Here is an 18042-nt window from a genome sequence, read left to right on the forward strand (position 1 = left end):
CCGACCCTACCGGGAGGTCACTTCGCGGCGCGGGCCGTCTCATCCCTCAGTCGCTCCTCCTGCCGGACGGCGGACCGGAGTTCGGCCAGGAGCACCAGGACGACGGCGGTGCCGAGCACCCCGGACCCGGTGACGACCACGTGCACCGGGAAGAACTCGGCCGCGATTCCGGCCAGGGCCATGCCGGCTCCCTGGAGGGTCATCAGGCCGGTGCTGAGCAGGGTCATGGCCCGGCCGCGCAGCTCGTCGGGGACGGCGTCGACGTACCACTGGTCCAGCCCCAGGGTGTAGGCGTGGGCCAGCCCGGCGAGCAGCAGCGCGAGCAGGGCGAGGGGCACGCCCGGCCGGCCGGCGTAGAGGAGGAACGGCAGGAGCCCGGCGGCGGCGAGCGGGGCGACGATCCGCGAGCGCGTCCGCGCGCTGAGCGCGGAGCCGGCCCAGAGCTCGCCGGCGAGGGTGCCGACGGGCATGGCGCACATCATCAGGCCGAGGACGGCGGTTCCGGCGCCGATGCCGTCGGCGTACGCGGCGAGCAGCGCCTCGGGTACGACGAGGAAGACGGGCGGCAGCCAGAACAGGAGGGTGAGCGCCCGCAGCCGGCGCCGGCCCAGGACTGCCCGCATCCCGGCGAGCGGGGAGGTGCGGACGGCCGTCCGTGCGGGCCGGGCCCGGGTGCCCAGTCGCAGCAGGAGGGCCGAGCCGAGGAAGCCTGCGGCGGTCAGCGCGATGGCGGCGCGCGGGGCGAGGACGGTGAGCAGCAGCCCGCCGAGGCCGAAGCCGATGAGCTGGGCGCTCTGGGCGACCATGCGCAGCAGCGAGCGGCCCAGGACGTAGGCGTCGCCGGAGCCGAGGATGTCGGGGAGGGAGGCGTTGCGCGTGCCCTGGAAGAGGGGGGCGACGAAGGCCATCGCGCAGCGCAGGACGAGGAGCGCGGCGACGGGGGTGGCGGGCAGCACCATGGCCGCGGCGCAGGCCGCGCAGAGGAGGTCGCAGGTGACGAGCACCCGGCGGGCGGGGCGGCGGTCGGCGACGCCGGCGAGGAGGGTGCCGCCGAGGGCGTACGGGAGGAAGCCGAGGGCGAAGGTGAGCGCGCTCATCAGGGGCGAGCCGGTGAGGCGGTAGACGAGGACGGAGAGGGAGATCTCGGCGACGACGAGGCCGAGTACGGACATCAGGTGCGCGGCGAAGACGGCGGGGAACTCGGGGGTCCGGAAGACGGTGAGGTAGCCGGCGGAGCCCGCTTCGGCCGGGGCCGGGGTGACGGTTGCCATGACGGCAGCGTCGGGGGCCTAGGCTGGCCGGCGTAGAGATTCGGCTCCGGACGAATGTCCGGCGGGGCGGTCGGCGCGCGCGGGAAGGGTGGGGTGGCGGTATGGGGCTGCACCATCGCTTCGGGCACGCGGATCTGCTGCGGTGCCGGTTCGCGCTGTCGCCGGCCTGGGAGACGCAGGAGGCGATCCGCACCCTGAGCCGCCCGGACCGGCAGGGCTACCACCTGCCGTGGCTCCGGCGGATCCGGGCCGCCGCGGACGGGCTGGACCTGCGGCCGCTGTGGCTGCTGATGCCGCGCCGGGGGCACAGCACCGACTTCATCAGCCCGCCGCCGAGCGGGCCGGGCGTCTCCTTCGAGGAGGAGCTCGCGGTGATCCGCGCGGCCGACCCGGCGGCGGCGCGCGAGGACATGCGCAGGTCGCTGGCCTGCACGCCGGGCGCGCTCGACAGCGACCTGGGCCGGGCCCTGCTCGCGGATCCGGCGCGGTCGGTGCGGGAGCTGGCCGATCTGCTGGAGCGGGCCTGGGGCGTGCTGATCGAGCCGCACTGGCCGCGGCTGCGGGCGCTGTTGGAGGCGGACATCCTCTTCCACACCCGGCGGCTGGCCGCCGGGGGGCTGGAGTCGCTCTTCGACGGCCTGCACCCCGGCCTCTCCTGGGACGCGGCGTCGCTGACCCTCACCATCGAGCGGCCCAGTCACCACGACCGGGTCCTGGGCGGCCAGGGGCTGCTGCTCATGCCGAGCGCCTTCGTCTGGCCGCAGATCGCGGGCGGCTTCGATCCGCCCTGGCAGCCGACCGTCGTCTATCCGGCCCGCGGCATCGGCGCCCTGTGGACCCCGGCGGGCGAGGACACCCCGACCGCGCTGGCCCGGCTGCTGGGCCGGGCCCGGGCGGACGTGCTGTGCGCGCTGGACGAGCCGGCGTCCACCACGGCCCTGGCCCACCGCCTCGGTCTGGCCCCCTCCACCGTCTCGGCGCACCTGGGGGTCCTGCACGCGGCGGGCCTGCTCATCTCCGCCCGCCGGGGCCACCAGGTGCTCTACGAACGCACCCCTCTGGCCATCGCCCTCACCACGGGGGACGCCACCGGCTGACCGGTGCGGGCCGTGCCGCGGTGGTGGTGTCGCGCGGCCGAGCCGACTGTCCGTCATGTCACCATATTCCGGTCGTACATCCTGACCACGTCACCACGTCACCGCCTCACCACGTCACCGCCTCACCACGTCACCGCCTCACCGCGTCACCGCCTCACCGCGTCACCGCCTCACGGTCCGCCGCCCGACCCTTCGTCGCGAGGAATCCGGATGCCACCCGCCGCTCCCAGGCCGCGCCGCCCCAGGCCCGCCGCCGTCCTCGGCCTCCTCCTGCTGCTCGCGGCAGCCCCCGCCTGCTCCACCGCACCGGAGCCCGGGCCGCGCGGTCCCGCCGCCGGCCCGGGGGCGGCCTCCCCGGCCGCCGGACCGGCCGCCGCCGAGGGCGAGTCCGCTTTCTGGGTGGACCCGAACAGCGAGGCCGCCCGGCAGGTCGCGGCCTGGGAGGCGACGGGCCGCTACGCCGACGCCCAGGTCCTGCGCCGGATCGCGGACCGGCCGGTCGCCCTGTGGGGGCGGCCCGGTGATCCCGGCCCGGCCGTCCGCCGGGCCCGCGCGGCCGCGAAGGCCGCCGGGCGGACCCTGGTGCTCGCGGCGCACAACATCCCGCACCGCGACTGCGGGCAGCTGCCCGCCGGGGGCGCCGCCGACGCCCGCGCCTACCGGGCCTGGATCGGTGCCTTCGCCGATGCCGTCGGCGATGCCAGGGCCCTCGTCGTGCTGGAGCCGCACGCCGTGGCACACGTCGCAGACGGCTGCGTGCGCGCCGAACAGCGCGCCGAGCGCTTGAGGCTGCTCTCCGAAGCGGTCGACCGGCTCAAGAAGAACCGGAACACGAAGGTCTATCTGGACGCCGGCGATCCGGGGTGGATCCGTGATCCGGCGGACCTCGCCGGCCCCCTCCGCGAGGCGGGCGTCGACCGCGCGGACGGCTTCGCCCTCAACGTCTCCGGCTTCCGGCCGGACGCGGCCGTCCGGGCCTACGGTGCGGAACTCTCCCGGGCGGTGGGCGGCCGGCACTTCGTCGTCGACACCGGCCGCAACGGTGCGGGGGCCCTGCCGGGCGACCGTGAGCGGGCCTCCTGCAATCCGCCGGGCCGCGCCCTCGGCACGCCGCCGACCGACCGGACCGGGGACCCGCTCGTCGACGCGTACCTCTGGGTGAAGCGGCCGGGCGAGTCCGACGGGACCTGCCGCGGCGGCCCGGCGGCCGGCACCTGGTGGCCCGAGCAGGCCCTCGGCCTGGCCCGCCGCGCGCGGGACACCCCGTAGGCCCGGGAGCGTCAGGCGCGGGTGCCGCGGCGCAGGCCGTGGCGTACCGCGCGCTGGCTCAGGGGGCCCAGGCCCTCCAGCACCGCGGCCAGTCCGGCGAGTTGCTCCAGGGCGTCGAACGCCCGGCCGGCGCCCTGCGGGTCCACCGCCTCGTACAGCTCGATGCCGACGAAGGAGGCGGCGGTGGCCCGGGCGAGCCCCGCGGGGTCGGCGAACCCGTCCAGCGGGGTCGCCGCGAGCAGCCGGGTGAGCACCGCCTCCAGTTCCTCGATCCACAGGCCGAGCCCGTCGGCGGTGGCGGCGGCGAGGGCGGGCGAGTTCTGCCCGGCGGCAAGCAGCTGCCCGAGCACGGCGACGTGCCCGGCCTCCCGCTCCTCGGCGTGCATCGCGCGGGCGAACTCCAGCAGTTCCGTGAGGCTGCCCAGCCCCGCGAGCCGGTCGCGGTAGCGGGCCACCCGCTGCTCGGCCCCGTACCGGCAGGCGGCGGCGAGCAGTTCGTCGACGGAGCCGAAGTGGTAGAAGATCAGCCCCTGGCCGACCCCTGCGGTGGCCGCGATGCTGCGGGCCGAGACTTTCGCGATGCCCTGCTCGACGAGCGTGCGCAGGGCCCCTTCGAGGAGCTTCTCCTTGGTGGCCGCGCTCATGCCCGGGCCTCCTCGCGGACCGGCCGCAGGTCGCCGCAGAGCCCGGTCGCCCACCGTTCGCGGGCGTCGAAGTAGCTCGCGGTGAAGGAGCCCTCGTACCCGAAGAGCGGCCCGAAGCGGCGGTTGACCACGCGCACCCGGATCCGGAACCGGCCGGTGGCGTCGTCGAAGGACTCCCGTACCTCGGCGTCGCCGCCGATGAGGTCGGGGACGCGGACGTCGACCGGCCCCTCGCGGAAGCGGTGCTCGCCGGAGCGGATGAGCAGCGAGCCGTCGGGCTCGGCGCTCAGGTGCAGGTCGCTGGCGAGGTGCTGGTGGGTGCCCAGGTAGTCGAGGACACAGTGGCGTTCGGGGCTGTGGACCATCGTGGCGTCGAACCGGTGCGGCCCGTCGGGCAGGTGGAAGGTCCGCACGAAGGTGACGGTCTCCCGGCCGAAGGAGTCGAGGTACGGGAGGTTCTCGATGACGAAGGGGACGTCGCGGCCCTCGCGCGGCACCAGGATGTTGCGCATCCCGCCGAGCCGGAGGAAGGGCTTCACGAAGCTGCCGCCGTGCCATATGCGTTCCATGGTGCCGCGGCCGACGCAGCCCTCCCGGCTCTCCAGCCCGACCGAGAACCGGCGCTGGATCTGGGGGTGGAGGCGGTCGAAATCGGCGCCCATGTGGGTGCGGAAGATGGAGGTCATGACGGCTCCAGGGTGCTGAGCAGGCGGGGTGCGGCGGCCGGGGTGCGGCCGGGCGGGGTGCGCAGGCAGCGGCGCGCGGCCGGGGTTCCGGGCAGCGGCGGCAGCAGGACCGCCGCGGCCACGACGAGCAGGGCCGGGGCCGCGGGGGCGTACAGCAGCGCGGCCGCGGACAGCAGGGCGCGCAGGGCGCTCTCGCCGAGGGCCCGGGCGAGGGCGAGGCCCGGCGGGGTCCCGCGTTCGCACCACAGCCGCAGCCTGTCGAAGGACCAGGCGGTGGCCCAGCCCATGAGGGGCCGGAAGAGGAACCGGTCGGCCGCCGCTCCGAAGCGGCCCCAGCGGGGCCGGTAGTCGTAGCCGGTGAGGAAGCGGATCCCGTCGCCGTCGGGGACGTAGCGCCAGTACCCGCTGCCCTCCGCGAGCAGGGACAGCGGATGGTCCGAGGCGAACCGCAGGGCCGACACCCTGGTCCCGTCGGGCCGGCGGCGCTCCCCCGCGGAGACGCCGGTCCCGTCGACACAGACGAAGGGCAGTACGCGGGTCGCGTACCGGAACCGCTGCGGCTCGTCCTCGGACCGCGGGAGGTGGTCGATGGAGGTGAACCTCAGGTCCCACCGCCGGTGCAGGGCCGGGTCCTGGCTGCGTTCCCACAGCGCGTCCATCCCGGCCCGCACGAACGTCTCGACGTACAGGCTCATGCCCCCACCCCCGCTCCCGCGTTTTGAGCGATCGCTCAACCGGGACAGTAGGGCAATTTGAGCGATCGCTCAACCCGCGGGCTCGCTCCGGCGGGGCGGGGCCGGTCCGGGCGCTGCCCGTCGCCGGCGAGGCTGAAATGGCGGGGCCCCGCCGGTCTGGTCGGGGAGCGGGGCCGCCGCCGGGGTGTCTCCTCGGCTCGGCGCGTGCGGGCACGTCTCGGCTGTCGGGCGGTGGTCGCGCGCTCGTCCTGCGGGGACACCCCGCCACGACCCCGCTCCCCTCGGCCCCGGTGCACTTCCGGGGCGTCGGCGTGGGGCGGGGACACGCAGGAGGGTCCCCGCAGGACGAGCGCGCAACCCGGGCCGCCCGGCCGCGACATGCCCGCACCCGCCGAGCCGAGGAGACCCTCGTGCGGGGCAACACCCCACCCCCCGACACCGGCAAGACCCGTACCCCACGAAGCCCCCCTGCAGGGACACTGCTGAGCCCCCGGCAGGGGTACGGCATGCGAAAGCGCCCCCGGCCGGCTGGGCCAGGGGCGCTTCGGAGTTGCGGGGGCGGGCGGTTCAGCCCTGCGCGAGGTGGCGCTCCACCGTCTCGACCTTCGAGGTGATGCCGTCGGTGACGCCCGGGCGGATGTCGGCCTTGATGATGACGGACACCCGCGGCGCCCGCTCCTCGACCGCCGCGACCGCGCGCCGGACGACATCCATGACCTCGTCCCAGGAGTCGCCCTCGATGGTGGTGAACATCGCGTCGGTGCGGTTGGGCAGCCCGGACTCGCGGACCACGCGGACGGCGTCGGCGACGTACTCCCCGACCTCTTCACCGACCCCGAGCGGGGTCACCGAGAACGCGACGATCATGCCTGGGCCGCCTCACGGGCGCGGGCCGCCACCACGCTGTCCGCCTCTTCCCGCTTGAGCACCTTGTCCCCGTACAGGCCGCCCAGGGGCACCACCGCGAGGACGAAGAAGAACACGACCTTCTTGAAGGGCCACTTCGCCTTGTACCAGACGTCCAGCAGCAGGACCGCGTAGACCATGAACAGGAACGCGTGCAGCAGACCCAGCGGCAGCAACAGGTAGTCGATGTCCGAGATCCGGCTCAGCAGCGAGCCGAAGATCAGCAGGGCCGGGAACGACAGCGCCTCCGGGACGGAGACGAGGCGCAGGCGGTGCAGGGCGGAGGCGGTCTTGATGTCCACGTGGAACCTTCGGGGGTGGAGGCCAGGGTCGCCCCCAGTGTCTCAGCCGCTTTACGGGATCTTGACCCGGCCCCTCCCCCGGCACCCCCCTCCCGGCACGGGCCGGACCGCACCGGGATCGCTCCCAAACGCCCGGGTGTGTCATATATCCGGCCACGGGACTCTGTTCGGGTCCGCCCGCTGCCGATAACGTCATCCCGTGGCTCAGTTCCGACTCCAAGGCAGCAAGGTGCTGGCCGTCGACCTGACCGGGGACGCCGTGAAAGCGAAGAACGGCTCCATGGTCGCGTACGACGGGCAGATGGCCTTCAAGAAGATGTCCGGCGGTGGCGAAGGCCTCCGCGGGATGGTGACCCGCCGGCTGACCGGCGAACAGATGACGGTGATGGAGGTGCAGGGGCACGGCACCTGCTTCTTCGCCGACCGCGCAAGTGAGATCAATCTGGTCAATCTGCGCGGCGAGAAGCTCTACGTCGAGTCCAGCAACCTGCTGTGCACCGACGCCGGCCTGCGCACCGGCACCACCTTCACCGGCCTGCGCGGCGCCTCGACGGGCAACGGTCTGTTCACCACGACGGTCGAGGGCTCGGGCCAGGCGGCGATCGTCTCCGACGGTCCGGCCGTCGTGCTGCGCGTGAGCGCCCAGTACCCGCTGTCCGTCGACCCGGGGGCGTACATCGCGCACACCGGCAACCTCCAGCAGTCCTTCCAGTCCGGTGTGACCTTCCGCACGCTGATCGGCGAGGGCTCCGGCGAGGCGTTCCAGATCCGCTTCGAGGGCGAGGGCCTGGTCTACGTGCAGCCGAGCGAGCGCAACACCGTCGGGGGCGACATCTGATGCCGTTCCGCGAGATCAACTCCAAGATGGTCGAGGCCCAGGTCGTCCCGGGCCAGAGGATGTTCAGCCAGCGCGGCGCGATGCTCGCGTACCGCGGCGACGTCTCCTTCACCCCGAGCCTGACCGGCGGTCAGGGCGGGGTCATGGGCATGATCGGGCGCCGCGTGGCGAACGAGCAGACCCCGCTGATGACGGTCGAGGGCAGCGGCACCGTGATGTTCGGCCACGGCGGCCACCACATCCAGGTGATCAACCTCACCGGCGAGACCCTCTACGTGGAGGCGGACCGGCTGCTCGCCTTCGACGGAACCCTCCAGCAGGGCACGATGTTCATGGGCTCGCAGGGCGGGGTCATGGGCATGGTCCGCGGCCAGGTGAGCGGCCAGGGCCTGTTCACCACCACCCTCAAGGGCCACGGCTCGGTCGCCGTGATGGCCCATGGCGGGGTCATCGAACTCCCCATCACCCCGAACCGGCCGGTCCACGTGGACCCGCAGGCCTACGTGGCCCACCACGGGGACGTCAGGAACAAGCTCTCCACCGCCCTCGGCTGGCGGGACATGGTGGGGCGCGGCTCGGGCGAGGCGTTCCAGCTGGAACTGTCCGGCCAGGGCGCGGTGTACGTACAGGCCTCCGAGGAGAAGCTGTGAACTTTGGCCCCGTGATGGCCGGGCCCGGCGGCCCGACGGTCTTCGACCCGCACACGCTGCCCTCCGACGACAACGTGAACGCCTACACCTTCTGCGTGGAGCTCAAGGGGAGCCAGTGGTTCCTGCAGAAGGGCAAGATGATCTCGTACTACGGGCGCATCGAGTTCAACGGCATCGGCAACGGCCGCTTCGACCGCCTGCTGCGCACCAGCTTCCACTCCCCGCTGCACGCCAGCGACTGGGTGGTCGCCGAGGGCCAGGGCAAGATGCTGCTGGCCGACCGGGCCTTCGACGTGAACTCCTACGACCTGGACGACGGCAACCTGACGATCCGCTCGGGCAACCTGCTGGCCTACCAGCCCTCCCTCGCCCTGAAGCAGTCGATCGTCCCGGGCTTCCTGACGCTGATCGGGACCGGCAAGTTCGTGGCGGCCTCCAACGGGCCGGTGGTGTTCATGGAGCCGCCGCTGCGCGTGGACCCCCAGGCGCTCGTCGGCTGGGCGGACTGCCCGTCCCCCTGTCACCATTACGATCACGGCTACATGTCCGGCGTCATGGGCGGACTGCGCTCGCTGACCGGCATCGGCGGCACCTCGGGCGAGGAACACCAGTTCGAGTTCGTCGGAGCGGGGACGGTGCTGCTGCAGTCCTCGGAGATGCTGATGGCCGAGCAGGCGATCGGCGCGGTCGGCGCCGGGGCGGCCACGGGCAACGCGCAGGGCGTGCCGGGCGCCGGCCAGGGACCCCTGGGACAGGTGGGCGTGCCGCGGATGCCGGGCCAGCTGGGCGACCTCCAGCGCCGCCTGGGGCTGTGACGACCGGACGTCGGGACCTTCGACCTTTGTACGCAATTCAACTTTTTAGGTAGAGTTCATTCATGGAGACCATGGAGACCGAGACGGCCACGCGCTGGCTCACCGACGCGGAGCAGTGCGCCTGGCGCACCCACCTGGACGTCAGCAGGCTGCTCATGCACCAGCTGGAAAAGGATCTCCAGCCCTTCGGACTCACCAACAACGACTACGAGATCCTCGTGAACCTCTCGGAGTCGCAGGACCACCGGATGCGCATGAGCGATCTCGCGACGGCCACCCTGCAGTCCAAGAGCCGGCTGTCGCACCAGATCACGCGCATGGAGGCGGCGGGCCTGGTCCGCCGGGTCAACTGCGAGTCCGACCGCCGCGGCCTGTACGCGGTGCTCACGGACGAGGGCATGGAGACGATGCGCAAGGTCGCCCCGCACCACGTGGCGTCCGTCCGCCAGCACTTCATCGACCTGCTCCCGCCGGAGGCCCTGGCGGCGCTGCGCGCCTCGCTGACCCCGGTCGCGGAGCACCTGCGCGACACCCGCGGCAAGGTCTGAGCGGGGCGCTCGGCGCGCCCCTGCGGGCGGCGGGCCGGACAATGGGCGGTGTCCGCCCGCTGCCGGCCGCCGCCGGGCAACCGTGCGCGCAACGGCCGGCCTGAGGAGGTCCCGCCATGAAGCGCACCCTGTACGTCTCCGCGGCCGCGGCCGTCGTCCTGATGACCGGAGGTCCGGTGGCGGTCGCGGCAGCGGCCACCGCCGACACGGCGAGAACGGCCGCGGCGACCGCCGCCGTACCGGCCCAGGTGACCGCCCAGGAGGCGGCCGCGGCAGCCCTGAAGCACTACCCGGGCGTCGTGGAGTCCCTCGACCTGGACGGCACCGTCTGGCACGTCGACGTGATCAGCAAGGACGGCAAGGGCCACGCCGAGCTCGAAGTCTCCGCGAGCGGCGCGGTCACCCAGCAGAACCGGGACGACGACGAGAACGCCGCCGAGAACAAGGCCCTCACCAGCGCCAAGGTCACCGCCGAGCAGGCGATGAAGGCGGCACTGGCCGCCCACCCCGGGCAGGTCACGACCGTCGAATGGGACGACGACGACGGCACCGCCTCCTGGCACGTCGAGGTCAAGGGCAAGGACGGCAAGACCTGGGACGCCCAGGTCGACCCCGCCACGGGCAAGGTCACCCAGTCCGGCTCCGACTCCGACTCGGGCAACGACGGGGACGACGACAACTGAGGCGGCACCCGCCGCCTGCCGGCCTCGCCGGCAGGCGGCGGGTCAGGCCTCCGTCAGGGTCGCCAGGAGGGCGTCGGCCGCCGCGTACGGGTCCAGCTCGCCCTCGGCGACCCTGGCGGCCAGTGCGCCGAGGTGCGCGTCGCCGTGGACGTCCGCCATCCGGGCCCGCAGCGCGGTGACGGCGATCGTCTCGACCTCCCGGGCGGCCCGCGCCGCCCGCCGCTCGGCGAGCACCCCGCGCTCGTCCATCCACGCGCGGTGCTTCTCCAGCGCCTCGACGACCTCGTCGATGCCCTGGCCGCGGGCCGCGACCGTCTTCACGATCGGCGGCCGCCAGTCGTCCCGGCCGCGCGCCTCCCCCAGCCCCAGCATGTGGTTCAGCTCCCGGGCGGTCGCGTCCGCGCCGTCCCGGTCGGCCTTGTTGACCACGTACACGTCGCCGATCTCCAGGATCCCGGCCTTCGCGGCCTGGATCCCGTCGCCCATCCCGGGAGCCAGCAGCACCACCGAGGTGTCCGCCTGCGAGGCGATCTCCACCTCCGATTGCCCGACCCCGACCGTCTCGACCAGGATCACGTCGCAGCCGGCCGCGTCCAGCACCCGGATCGCCTGCGGGGCGGCCCAGGCGAGCCCGCCCAGGTGGCCGCGGGTGGCCATGGAGCGGATGTAGACCCCCGGGTCCGAGGCGTGGTCGGACATCCGGACCCGGTCACCGAGCAGCGCGCCGCCCGAGAAGGGCGAGGACGGGTCGACGGCCAGGACGCCCACCCGCTTGCCGGCCCGGCGGTACGCGGACACCAGCGCCGAGGTCGAGGTCGACTTGCCCACGCCGGGCGAGCCCGTCAGACCCACCACGTACGCCCCGCCCGTCAGCGGGGCCAGCGCGGCCATCACCTCGCGCAGCTGCGGGGACGCCCCCTCGACCAGCGAGATCAGCCGGGCCACCGCTCTCGGCCGGCCCTCCCGCGCCTGGGCCACCAGCTGGGGGACGTCCACCGCCGTCATACGTGCTGCGCTCCTCGGTTCTCGTACGGGATACGTGCGGGCCGCCGGGCCGGGTGCGGGCCCAGCGGCCGTACCGCCTACTTCGCGACGCGGACGATCAGGGCGTCGCCCTGGCCGCCGCCACCGCACAGCGCGGCCGCGCCGACCCCGCCGCCGCGGCGCTTGAGCTCCAGCGCAAGGTGCAGCACGACGCGGGCGCCGGACATGCCGATCGGGTGGCCCAGGGCGATGGCACCGCCGTTGACGTTCACCTTTTCCGGGGTCACGCCCAGGTCCTTCATTGACTGCACGGCGACCGCGGCGAAGGCCTCGTTGATCTCGATGAGGTCCAGGTCGGAGACCTCCAGGCCCTCCTTCTTCAGGGCGTGCAGGATCGCGTTCGACGGCTGCGACTGGAGCGAGTTGTCCGGGCCGGCCACATTGCCGTGGGCGCCGATCTCCGCGATCCACTCCAGGCCGAGCTCCTCCGCCTTGGCCTTGCTCATCACGACCACGGCGGCCGCGCCGTCGCTGATCTGCGAGGAGGTGCCGGCCGTGATCGTGCCGTCCTTGGCGAAGGCGGGACGCAGCTTGCCGAGCGACTCCACCGTGGTCTCGGGGCGGATGCCCTCGTCCGCCGAGAAGATCACCGGGTCGCCCTTGCGCTGCGGGATCTCGACCGGGGTGATCTCGGCCTCGAAGACACCGTTCTTCTGGGCCGCGGCCGCGCGCTGGTGGGAGGCCGCGGCAAACGCGTCCTGCGGGGCGCGCTCGATGCCCAGGCGGGTGTTGTGCTTCTCGGTGGACTCGCCCATCGCGATGTTCTCGAAGGCGTCGGTGAGGCCGTCGTAGGCCATCGCGTCCAACATCTCGACCGCACCGTACTTGTAGCCCTCGCGGGACTTCGGCAGCAGGTGCGGGGCGTTGGTCATCGACTCCTGGCCGCCCGCGACCACGATGTCGAACTCACCCGCGCGGATCAGCTGGTCGGCCAGCGCGATCGCGTCCAGGCCCGAGAGGCAGACCTTGTTGATGGTCAGGGCCGGCACGTTCATCGGGATGCCGGCCTTGACCGCCGCCTGGCGGGCGGGGATCTGGCCCGCGCCGGCCTGGAGCACCTGGCCCATGATCACGTACTGGACCTGGTCGCCGGAGATCCCGGCCCGCTCCAGCGCGGACTTGATGGCGAAGCCGCCGAGGTCGGCACCCGAGAAGGACTTCAGCGAGCCGAGCAGCCGCCCCATGGGCGTGCGGGCCCCGGCGACGATCACGGAAGTGGTGTTGTTCGATCCGGACATGAGGCACAGCCCCTTGGATGAGGAGTGAACGAGGGTTTACGTGAATGTACTGGGCGGTACCGCAGCGGTCACCGGGCTGCCGGTGTGATCGCGCGCACGTTGCGTGACGACCCCCTTCGGCGGTGCACTGTCCCCATGCTGACAAGAATCGACCACATCGGGATCGCCTGCTTCGACCTGGACAAGACTGTCGAGTTCTACCGTGCCACGTACGGCTTCGAGGTGTTCCACACCGAGGTCAACGAGGAGCAGGGTGTCCGCGAGGCCATGTTGAAGATCAACGAAACCTCCGACGGCGGCGCCTCCTACATCCAGCTCCTGGAGCCCACCCGCGAGGACTCCGCGGTGGGCAAGTGGCTGGCCAAGAACGGCGAGGGCGTGCACCACATCGCCTTCGGCACCGAGGACGTCCTGGGCGACTCGGAGGCCATCCGCGGCAAGGGCGTCCGCGTCCTCTACGACCAGCCCCGCACCGGTTCGATGGGCTCCTCGATCACGTTCCTGCACCCCAAGGACTGCCACGGAGTCCTCACCGAACTGGTCACCTCGAACCCCGACCATTGATGGACCACTGATGGCCCGATTCCCCGGCCGGTAGAGTGGCCATGGCTCGGCCGGGGTTCGGTGCGGAGAGGGTCGGGGCCTGTGACCCCTGCCCCGGTATCTGACACCATTCCCCCGGGGGCGTCGTTCAGCGGGCGAGCGATGCTCATTGGGAGTGAGCTTGCGACCAGGGGACGGATGGGACCGCGCTGTGCGGGGCTACGAAAGCCAGGAGAGCCATCAGGCCGAGGCCGACCATCTCTCGCGCTTCGAGGCCGAGATGGAGCGGCTGAAGAAGGAGCGCGGGAAGGCCGTCCAGCACGCTGAGGACCTGGGATACCAGGTCGAGGTGCTGCGCGCCAAGCTCCACGAGGTACGCCGGGCCCTCGCGTCCCGTCCTGCCTACGACGGTGCGGACATGGGGTACCAGGCGGAGCAACTGCTCCGCAATGCCCAGATCCAGGCCGACCAGATGCGCTCCGACGCCGAGCGCGAGCTGCGCGACGCCCGGGCCCAGACCCAGCGCATCCTCCAGGAGCACGCCGAGCACCAGGCGCGTCTGCAGGCCGAGCTGCACAGCGAGGCCGTCAACCGTCGCCAGCGGCTGGACCAGGAGCTCAACGAGCGCCGCCAGACCGTCGAGGCGCACGTCAACGAGAACGTGGCCTGGGCGGAGCAGCTGCGCGCCCGGACCGAGGCCCAGGCGCGCCGCCTCATGGAGGAGTCCCGCGCCGAGGCCGAGCAGTCCCTGAACGCGGCCCGCGCCGAGGCCGCCCGGGTCGCCGAGGAGACCCGGCGCCGGATGGCCTCCGACGCCGAGGCCGCCCGCACGGAGGCCGAGTCCACGCTGCTGCGCGCCCGCAAGGAGGCCGAACGTCTGCTGACGGCCGCCTCCACGCAGGCTCAGGAGGCCACCCAGCACGCCGAGCGGCTGCGTTCCACCAGCTCCGCCGAGGCCGAGCAGACCCGGCAGCAGACCCTGGACCTCGGCCGGATCGCCGAATCCCGCGTGCAGGAGGCCGACTCCGCGCTGCGCGACGCCCGCGCCGAGGCCGAGAAGGTCCTCGCGGAGGCCAAGGAGAGCGCGGCGCGCCAGCTCGCGTCGGCGGAGTCCGTCAACGAGCAGCGCACCCGCACCGCCAAGGAGCAGGTCGCCCGGCTGGTCGGGGAGGCCACCAAGGAGGCCGAACACCTCAAGGCCGAGGCGGAGCAGGCCCTCGCCGACGCCCGCGCGGACGCCGAGCGGCAGCGCACCGAGGCCGGCGAGCAGGCCCGTACGGCCGCGGCCGAGGACATGGCCGCGCAGCTGGCGAAGGCCGCCCGCACGGCGGAGGACGTACTGAACAAGGCCTCGGAGGACGCCCGGGCCACCACCCGCGCCGCGTCCGAGGAGGCCGAGCGGATCCGCCGCGAGGCCGAGGCCGAGGCCGACCGGCTGCGCCTGCAGGCCGCGGCGACGGCGGACGAGCTCAAGGGCGCCGCCAAGGACGACACCGAGGAGTACCGGGCCCGCACGGTCGAGCTCCAGGAGGAGGCCCGCCGGCTGCGCGGCGAGGCCGAGCAGCTGCGCGCGGAGGCCGTCGCCGAGGGCGAGCGGATCCGCGGCGAGGCCCGCCGCGAGGCGGTCCAGCAGATCGAGGAGGCGGCCAAGACCGCCGAGGAGCTGCTCGGCAAGGCCAAGTCGGACGCGGACGAACTGCGCGGCGGGGCCACCACCGAGAGCGAGCGGGTCCGCGCCGAGGCCGTCGAGCGGGCCGGCACCCTGCGCAAGCAGGCCGAGGAGACGCTGGAGCGCACCCGCGCCGAGGCCGAGCGGCTGCGCGGCGAGGCCGAGGAGCAGGCCGAGTCGGTCCGCGCCGAGGCGGACGCGGCGGCCCGGGCGCGGCGCGAGGAGACCGAGCAGGCCCTGGCCGCGAAGCGGACGGAGGCCGACGAGGAGCTCGTACGCCTGCACACGGAGGCCGAGAGCCGGCTGACCACGGCCGAGCAGACCCTGCGCGACGCGCGCGTCGCGGCGGAGAACATCCGCCGCGAGACGTCCGAGGAGAACGACCGGCTGCGCGCCGAGTCGGCGGAGCGCATCCGCACGCTCCAGACGCAGTCGGAGGCCGAGGCCGACCAGCTGCGCACGGAGGCGGCGCAGGACGCCGGCCGGGTGCGCGCGGAGGCCGAGCAGGTCGCCGTACGGCTGCGCGGCGAGGCCGAGGCCGAGGCGGAGCGGGTGCGCTCCGAGGCCCAGGAGACCGCGGACCGGCTGCGCGCTGAGGCGAAGGCGGCTGCGGAACGGGTCGCCGAGGAGGCCGCCGAGGCGCTGGCCGCCGCCCAGGAGGAGGCCGCCCGGCGCCGCCGGGAGTCCGAGGAGACCCTCTCGTCGGCCCGGACGGACGCCGACCAGGAGCGGGCACAGGCCCGCGAGCAGAGCGAGGAGCTGCTGGCCGCGGCCCGCCGCCGCTCGGAGGAGGCGCAGGCCGAGGCGGCCCGCCTGACCGAGGAGGCCGAGAACCGCGCGTCCGAGCTGGTGTCGGCGGCCGAGGCCACCGCCCAGCAGGTGCGCGACTCCGTGGCCGGGCTGCACGAGCAGGCCGAGGAGGAGATCGCCGGGCTGCGCAGCGCCGCCGAGCACGTGGCGGAGCGTACGAAGTCGGAGGCCGAGGAAGAGGCCGCCCGGGTCCGGGCCGACGCCCACGCGGAGCGGGAGCGGGCCGCCGAGGACGCGGGCCGCATCCGGACCGAGGCGCGCGCGGAGACGGACGCGGCGAAGGCCCTGGCGGAGCGGACCGTCGGCGAGGCGATCGCCGAGGCGGAGCAGCTGCGCGCCGACACCGCCGAGTACGCGCAGCGGCTGCGCACCGAGGCCACGGACGCGCTGGCCGCGTCCGAGCGGGATGCCGCCCGTACCCGGGCCGACGCCCGCGACGACGCGAACCGCATCCGCGGCGAGGCCGCGGAGTCCCTGGAGACCTCGCGCTCCGAGGGCGCGCTGATCACGGCCGAGGCCGCGGCCGAGGCCGCGCGCATCACCGAGGAGACCCGCGCGGCGAACGAGGCGACGGTCGCCGACGCCCGGGCGGAGGCCGACCGGATCACCACCGAGGCGGCGGAGGCCGCAGAGGCGACCCGTACCGAGGCCGCGTCGACGCTGGACGAGGCCCGGGCCGAGGGCAACCGGCTGCGTACCGAGGCCGCCGAGCAGGTCGACCGGCTCATCACCGAGGCCTCGGCGGAGGCGGACCGCCTCATCGAGGAGACCCGCGCCGCGAACGCGGCCACCGTGGGCGAGGCCGCGACGGAGGCCGAGCGCCTCACCACCCAGGCGGCACGGCTGAAGTCGCAGGCGGCCGAGACGCTGGCGAGCGCCGAGCGGGACGCCGCGAAGATCATGGTCGACTCGCGCGCCGAGGGCGACCGGCTCATCGACGAGACCCGTGTGGCCAACGAGGCCACGGTCGGCGAGGCCGCGGCCGAGGCCGAGCGGCTGCGCGCCGACGCGGCCCGGGTCCTGGACGACGCCCGTGCGGAGGGCGGCCGGATCGTCGGCGAGGCCACCGCGGAGGCGGACCGCGTCACGGCGGCGGCGGGCGAGACCCTGGCCGGCGCCGAGCGGGAGGCCGAGCAGACGCTGGACGAGGCGCGCGCCGAGGCCAACCGGCTGCGCAGCGAGGCGGCCGAGCAGGCGGACCGGCTCATCACCGAGGCGGCGTCCGAGGCGGACAAGCTCACCGAGCAGACCCGCAAGGACAACGAGCGCACGGTCGGCGAGGCGGCGTCCGAGGCGGAGCGGCTGCGCGCCGACGCCTCGGAGGCGCTGTCCTCGGCGCAGGAGCACGCGACCCGCACCCGGTCGGAGGCCGAGCGGGTCAAGGCGGAGGCCGCCGCCGCGGCCGAGCGCACCCGCGCGGAGGCCCGTACGGAGTCCGAGCGGCTGCTGGACGAGGCCCGCGAGGAGGCGAACAAGCGCCGCAGCGAGGCCGCGGAGCAGGTCGACCGGCTCATCACCGAGGCGGCCACCGAGGCCGACAGCCTCACCGCCGACGCGCAGCAGCAGGCCCTCGCCGCCACCACGGCGGCGGAGGAGCAGGCCGACGCGATGGTCGACGCGGCCCGCAAGGAGGCGGCACGGATCACCTCGGAGGCGACCGTCGAGGGCAACTCCCTGGTGGAGAAGGCCCGTACGGACGCCAACGAGCTGCTGGTCGGCGCGCGCACGGACGCCGCCGCCATAAGGGAGCGGGCGGAGGAGCTGCGGGGCCGCGTCGAGGGCGAGGTCGAGGAGCTCCACGAGCGGGCCCGCCGGGAGTCGGCCGAGCAGATGAAGTCGGCCGGCGAGCGCGTGGACAAGCTGGTGCGCGCGGCGACCGAGCAGAGCGTCGAGGCCGAGGCCAAGGCCAAGGAGCTGCTGTCGGACGCGAGCAGCGAGGCGAGCAAGGTGCGCATCGCGGCGGTCCGCAAGGCGGAGGCGCTGCTCAAGGAGGCCGAGCAGAAGAAGGCCGAGCTGTCCCGGGAGGCCGAGAAGGTCCTGTCGGAGGCCCAGGCGGAGGCCGAGCGCCTCGTCGAGGAGGGCCGCCGCGAGCTGGAGGTCCTGGTCCGTAGGCGGCAGGACATTCAGGGGGAGATCTCCCGTGTCCAGGACGTTCTTGAGGCGTTGGAATCATTCGAGGCCCCTTCGGGTGGCGGAAAGCCCACGGTCGGCGGCCAGGGCTCAGGGGGCGCCAAGGCCGGAGTGTCCGCAGGTTCCACTCGTTCGGGTGGCAAGTCGTCGGAGGGGTAGCCAAGCGGTCCGGGATGTGCGCACCTGATGAAGGTTCAGGCGAAC

General features: G+C 74.0%; 17 protein-coding genes. 9 read left to right on the forward strand and 8 right to left on the reverse strand.

Translation table 11 applies throughout. The annotated features are described in order from the left end of the window. Window positions 1-17: 17 nt before the first annotated feature. Window positions 18-1271 carry an MFS transporter gene (locus AB0O53_RS19570; protein ID WP_403140007.1) on the reverse strand — a complete coding sequence of 418 codons (1254 nt, stop codon included), beginning with the start codon at window positions 1269-1271 and terminating at the stop codon, window positions 18-20. Between the two features lie 101 nt (window positions 1272-1372). Between AB0O53_RS19570 and AB0O53_RS19575 the strand changes: the two genes are divergently transcribed. Beyond that, window positions 1373-2368, forward strand: a complete 996-nt coding sequence (locus tag AB0O53_RS19575; RefSeq protein WP_350987867.1) for an ArsR/SmtB family transcription factor — start codon at window positions 1373-1375, stop codon at window positions 2366-2368. A gap of 210 nt (window positions 2369-2578) precedes the next feature. After that, window positions 2579-3637, forward strand: a complete 1059-nt coding sequence (locus AB0O53_RS19580; RefSeq protein ID WP_350987868.1) for a glycoside hydrolase family 6 protein — start codon at window positions 2579-2581, stop codon at window positions 3635-3637. 11 nt (window positions 3638-3648) lie between these two features. Here AB0O53_RS19580 and AB0O53_RS19585 read toward each other — a convergent pair whose 3' ends face one another. From AB0O53_RS19585 to AB0O53_RS19605, 5 genes are all read right to left on the reverse strand, one after another. Continuing rightward, complete coding sequence (locus tag AB0O53_RS19585) at window positions 3649-4281, reverse strand: TetR/AcrR family transcriptional regulator (protein ID WP_350987869.1); 633 nt, start codon at window positions 4279-4281, stop codon at window positions 3649-3651. Further along, a complete protein-coding gene (locus tag AB0O53_RS19590) occupies window positions 4278-4967 on the reverse strand; it encodes a DUF4166 domain-containing protein (RefSeq protein WP_350987870.1) in 690 nt (229 codons plus the stop codon). The genes AB0O53_RS19585 and AB0O53_RS19590 overlap by 4 nt, the downstream gene beginning before the upstream one ends. Next, window positions 4964-5662, reverse strand: a complete 699-nt coding sequence (locus AB0O53_RS19595; RefSeq protein WP_350987871.1) for a hypothetical protein — start codon at window positions 5660-5662, stop codon at window positions 4964-4966. The genes AB0O53_RS19590 and AB0O53_RS19595 overlap by 4 nt, the downstream gene beginning before the upstream one ends. A 567-nt stretch (window positions 5663-6229) precedes the next feature. Next, window positions 6230-6529, reverse strand: coding sequence for an MTH1187 family thiamine-binding protein (locus AB0O53_RS19600; RefSeq protein WP_350987872.1), 300 nt, complete (start codon window positions 6527-6529; stop codon window positions 6230-6232). Next, window positions 6526-6870, reverse strand: a complete 345-nt coding sequence (locus tag AB0O53_RS19605; RefSeq protein WP_350987873.1) for a DUF3817 domain-containing protein — start codon at window positions 6868-6870, stop codon at window positions 6526-6528. The genes AB0O53_RS19600 and AB0O53_RS19605 overlap by 4 nt, the downstream gene beginning before the upstream one ends. A 199-nt stretch (window positions 6871-7069) precedes the next feature. Between AB0O53_RS19605 and AB0O53_RS19610 the strand changes: the two genes are divergently transcribed. The 5 genes from AB0O53_RS19610 (at window position 7070) to AB0O53_RS19630 (ending at window position 10404) form a co-directional block, all read left to right on the forward strand. After that, the gene (locus AB0O53_RS19610; protein ID WP_031148325.1) at window positions 7070-7708 is read left to right on the forward strand and encodes an AIM24 family protein; all 639 of its coding nucleotides are present in this window, start codon (window positions 7070-7072) and stop codon (window positions 7706-7708) included. Next, window positions 7708-8358, forward strand: coding sequence for an AIM24 family protein (locus AB0O53_RS19615; protein WP_031148323.1), 651 nt, complete (start codon window positions 7708-7710; stop codon window positions 8356-8358). Before AB0O53_RS19610 ends, AB0O53_RS19615 begins: the two co-directional genes overlap by 1 nt. A gap of 14 nt (window positions 8359-8372) precedes the next feature. Next, complete coding sequence (locus AB0O53_RS19620; protein ID WP_365197117.1) at window positions 8373-9173, forward strand: AIM24 family protein; 801 nt, start codon at window positions 8373-8375, stop codon at window positions 9171-9173. A gap of 71 nt (window positions 9174-9244) precedes the next feature. Further along, window positions 9245-9721, forward strand: coding sequence for a MarR family winged helix-turn-helix transcriptional regulator (locus AB0O53_RS19625; protein WP_359120489.1), 477 nt, complete (start codon window positions 9245-9247; stop codon window positions 9719-9721). Window positions 9722-9837: 116 nt separating this feature from the next. Next, window positions 9838-10404 carry a PepSY domain-containing protein gene (locus tag AB0O53_RS19630; protein ID WP_350987874.1) on the forward strand — a complete coding sequence of 189 codons (567 nt, stop codon included), beginning with the start codon at window positions 9838-9840 and terminating at the stop codon, window positions 10402-10404. A 42-nt stretch (window positions 10405-10446) separates the two neighbouring features. Here AB0O53_RS19630 and meaB read toward each other — a convergent pair whose 3' ends face one another. Next, a complete protein-coding gene (gene meaB / locus AB0O53_RS19635) occupies window positions 10447-11409 on the reverse strand; it encodes a methylmalonyl Co-A mutase-associated GTPase MeaB (protein WP_136232524.1) in 963 nt (320 codons plus the stop codon). Between the two features lie 77 nt (window positions 11410-11486). Further along, window positions 11487-12686, reverse strand: coding sequence for an acetyl-CoA C-acetyltransferase (locus tag AB0O53_RS19640; RefSeq protein WP_350987875.1), 1200 nt, complete (start codon window positions 12684-12686; stop codon window positions 11487-11489). A 135-nt stretch (window positions 12687-12821) separates the two neighbouring features. On the opposite strand from AB0O53_RS19640, the gene mce reads away from it, so the two are divergent. Both mce and scy read left to right on the forward strand, forming a co-directional pair. Further along, window positions 12822-13250, forward strand: coding sequence for a methylmalonyl-CoA epimerase (gene mce, locus AB0O53_RS19645; protein WP_030964226.1), 429 nt, complete (start codon window positions 12822-12824; stop codon window positions 13248-13250). 190 nt (window positions 13251-13440) lie between these two features. Next, complete coding sequence (gene scy / locus AB0O53_RS19650) at window positions 13441-17997, forward strand: polarized growth protein Scy (RefSeq protein WP_350987876.1); 4557 nt, start codon at window positions 13441-13443, stop codon at window positions 17995-17997. Window positions 17998-18042: the final 45 nt, after the last annotated feature.

This window comes from Streptomyces erythrochromogenes, assembly GCF_040684695.1.
Taxonomy (GTDB): domain Bacteria; phylum Actinomycetota; class Actinomycetes; order Streptomycetales; family Streptomycetaceae; genus Streptomyces; species Streptomyces erythrochromogenes_C.

Excerpts from the sequence above, each read along its gene's own strand:
- AB0O53_RS19570 (WP_403140007.1), bottom strand. The coding sequence starts at position 1,271 with ATGGCAACCGTCACCCCGGCCCCGGCCGAAGCGGGCTCCGCCGGCTAC.
- AB0O53_RS19575 (WP_350987867.1), top strand. The coding sequence starts at position 1,373 with ATGGGGCTGCACCATCGCTTCGGGCACGCGGATCTGCTGCGGTGCCGG.
- AB0O53_RS19580 (WP_350987868.1), top strand. The coding sequence starts at position 2,579 with ATGCCACCCGCCGCTCCCAGGCCGCGCCGCCCCAGGCCCGCCGCCGTC.
- AB0O53_RS19585 (WP_350987869.1), bottom strand. The coding sequence starts at position 4,281 with ATGAGCGCGGCCACCAAGGAGAAGCTCCTCGAAGGGGCCCTGCGCACG.
- AB0O53_RS19590 (WP_350987870.1), bottom strand. The coding sequence starts at position 4,967 with ATGACCTCCATCTTCCGCACCCACATGGGCGCCGATTTCGACCGCCTC.
- AB0O53_RS19595 (WP_350987871.1), bottom strand. The coding sequence starts at position 5,662 with ATGAGCCTGTACGTCGAGACGTTCGTGCGGGCCGGGATGGACGCGCTG.
- AB0O53_RS19600 (WP_350987872.1), bottom strand. The coding sequence starts at position 6,529 with ATGATCGTCGCGTTCTCGGTGACCCCGCTCGGGGTCGGTGAAGAGGTC.
- AB0O53_RS19615 (WP_031148323.1), top strand. The coding sequence starts at position 7,708 with ATGCCGTTCCGCGAGATCAACTCCAAGATGGTCGAGGCCCAGGTCGTC.
- AB0O53_RS19620 (WP_365197117.1), top strand. The coding sequence starts at position 8,373 with ATGGCCGGGCCCGGCGGCCCGACGGTCTTCGACCCGCACACGCTGCCC.
- AB0O53_RS19625 (WP_359120489.1), top strand. The coding sequence starts at position 9,245 with ATGGAGACCGAGACGGCCACGCGCTGGCTCACCGACGCGGAGCAGTGC.
- AB0O53_RS19630 (WP_350987874.1), top strand. The coding sequence starts at position 9,838 with ATGAAGCGCACCCTGTACGTCTCCGCGGCCGCGGCCGTCGTCCTGATG.
- meaB (WP_136232524.1), bottom strand. The coding sequence starts at position 11,409 with ATGACGGCGGTGGACGTCCCCCAGCTGGTGGCCCAGGCGCGGGAGGGC.
- AB0O53_RS19640 (WP_350987875.1), bottom strand. The coding sequence starts at position 12,686 with ATGTCCGGATCGAACAACACCACTTCCGTGATCGTCGCCGGGGCCCGC.
- mce (WP_030964226.1), top strand. The coding sequence starts at position 12,822 with ATGCTGACAAGAATCGACCACATCGGGATCGCCTGCTTCGACCTGGAC.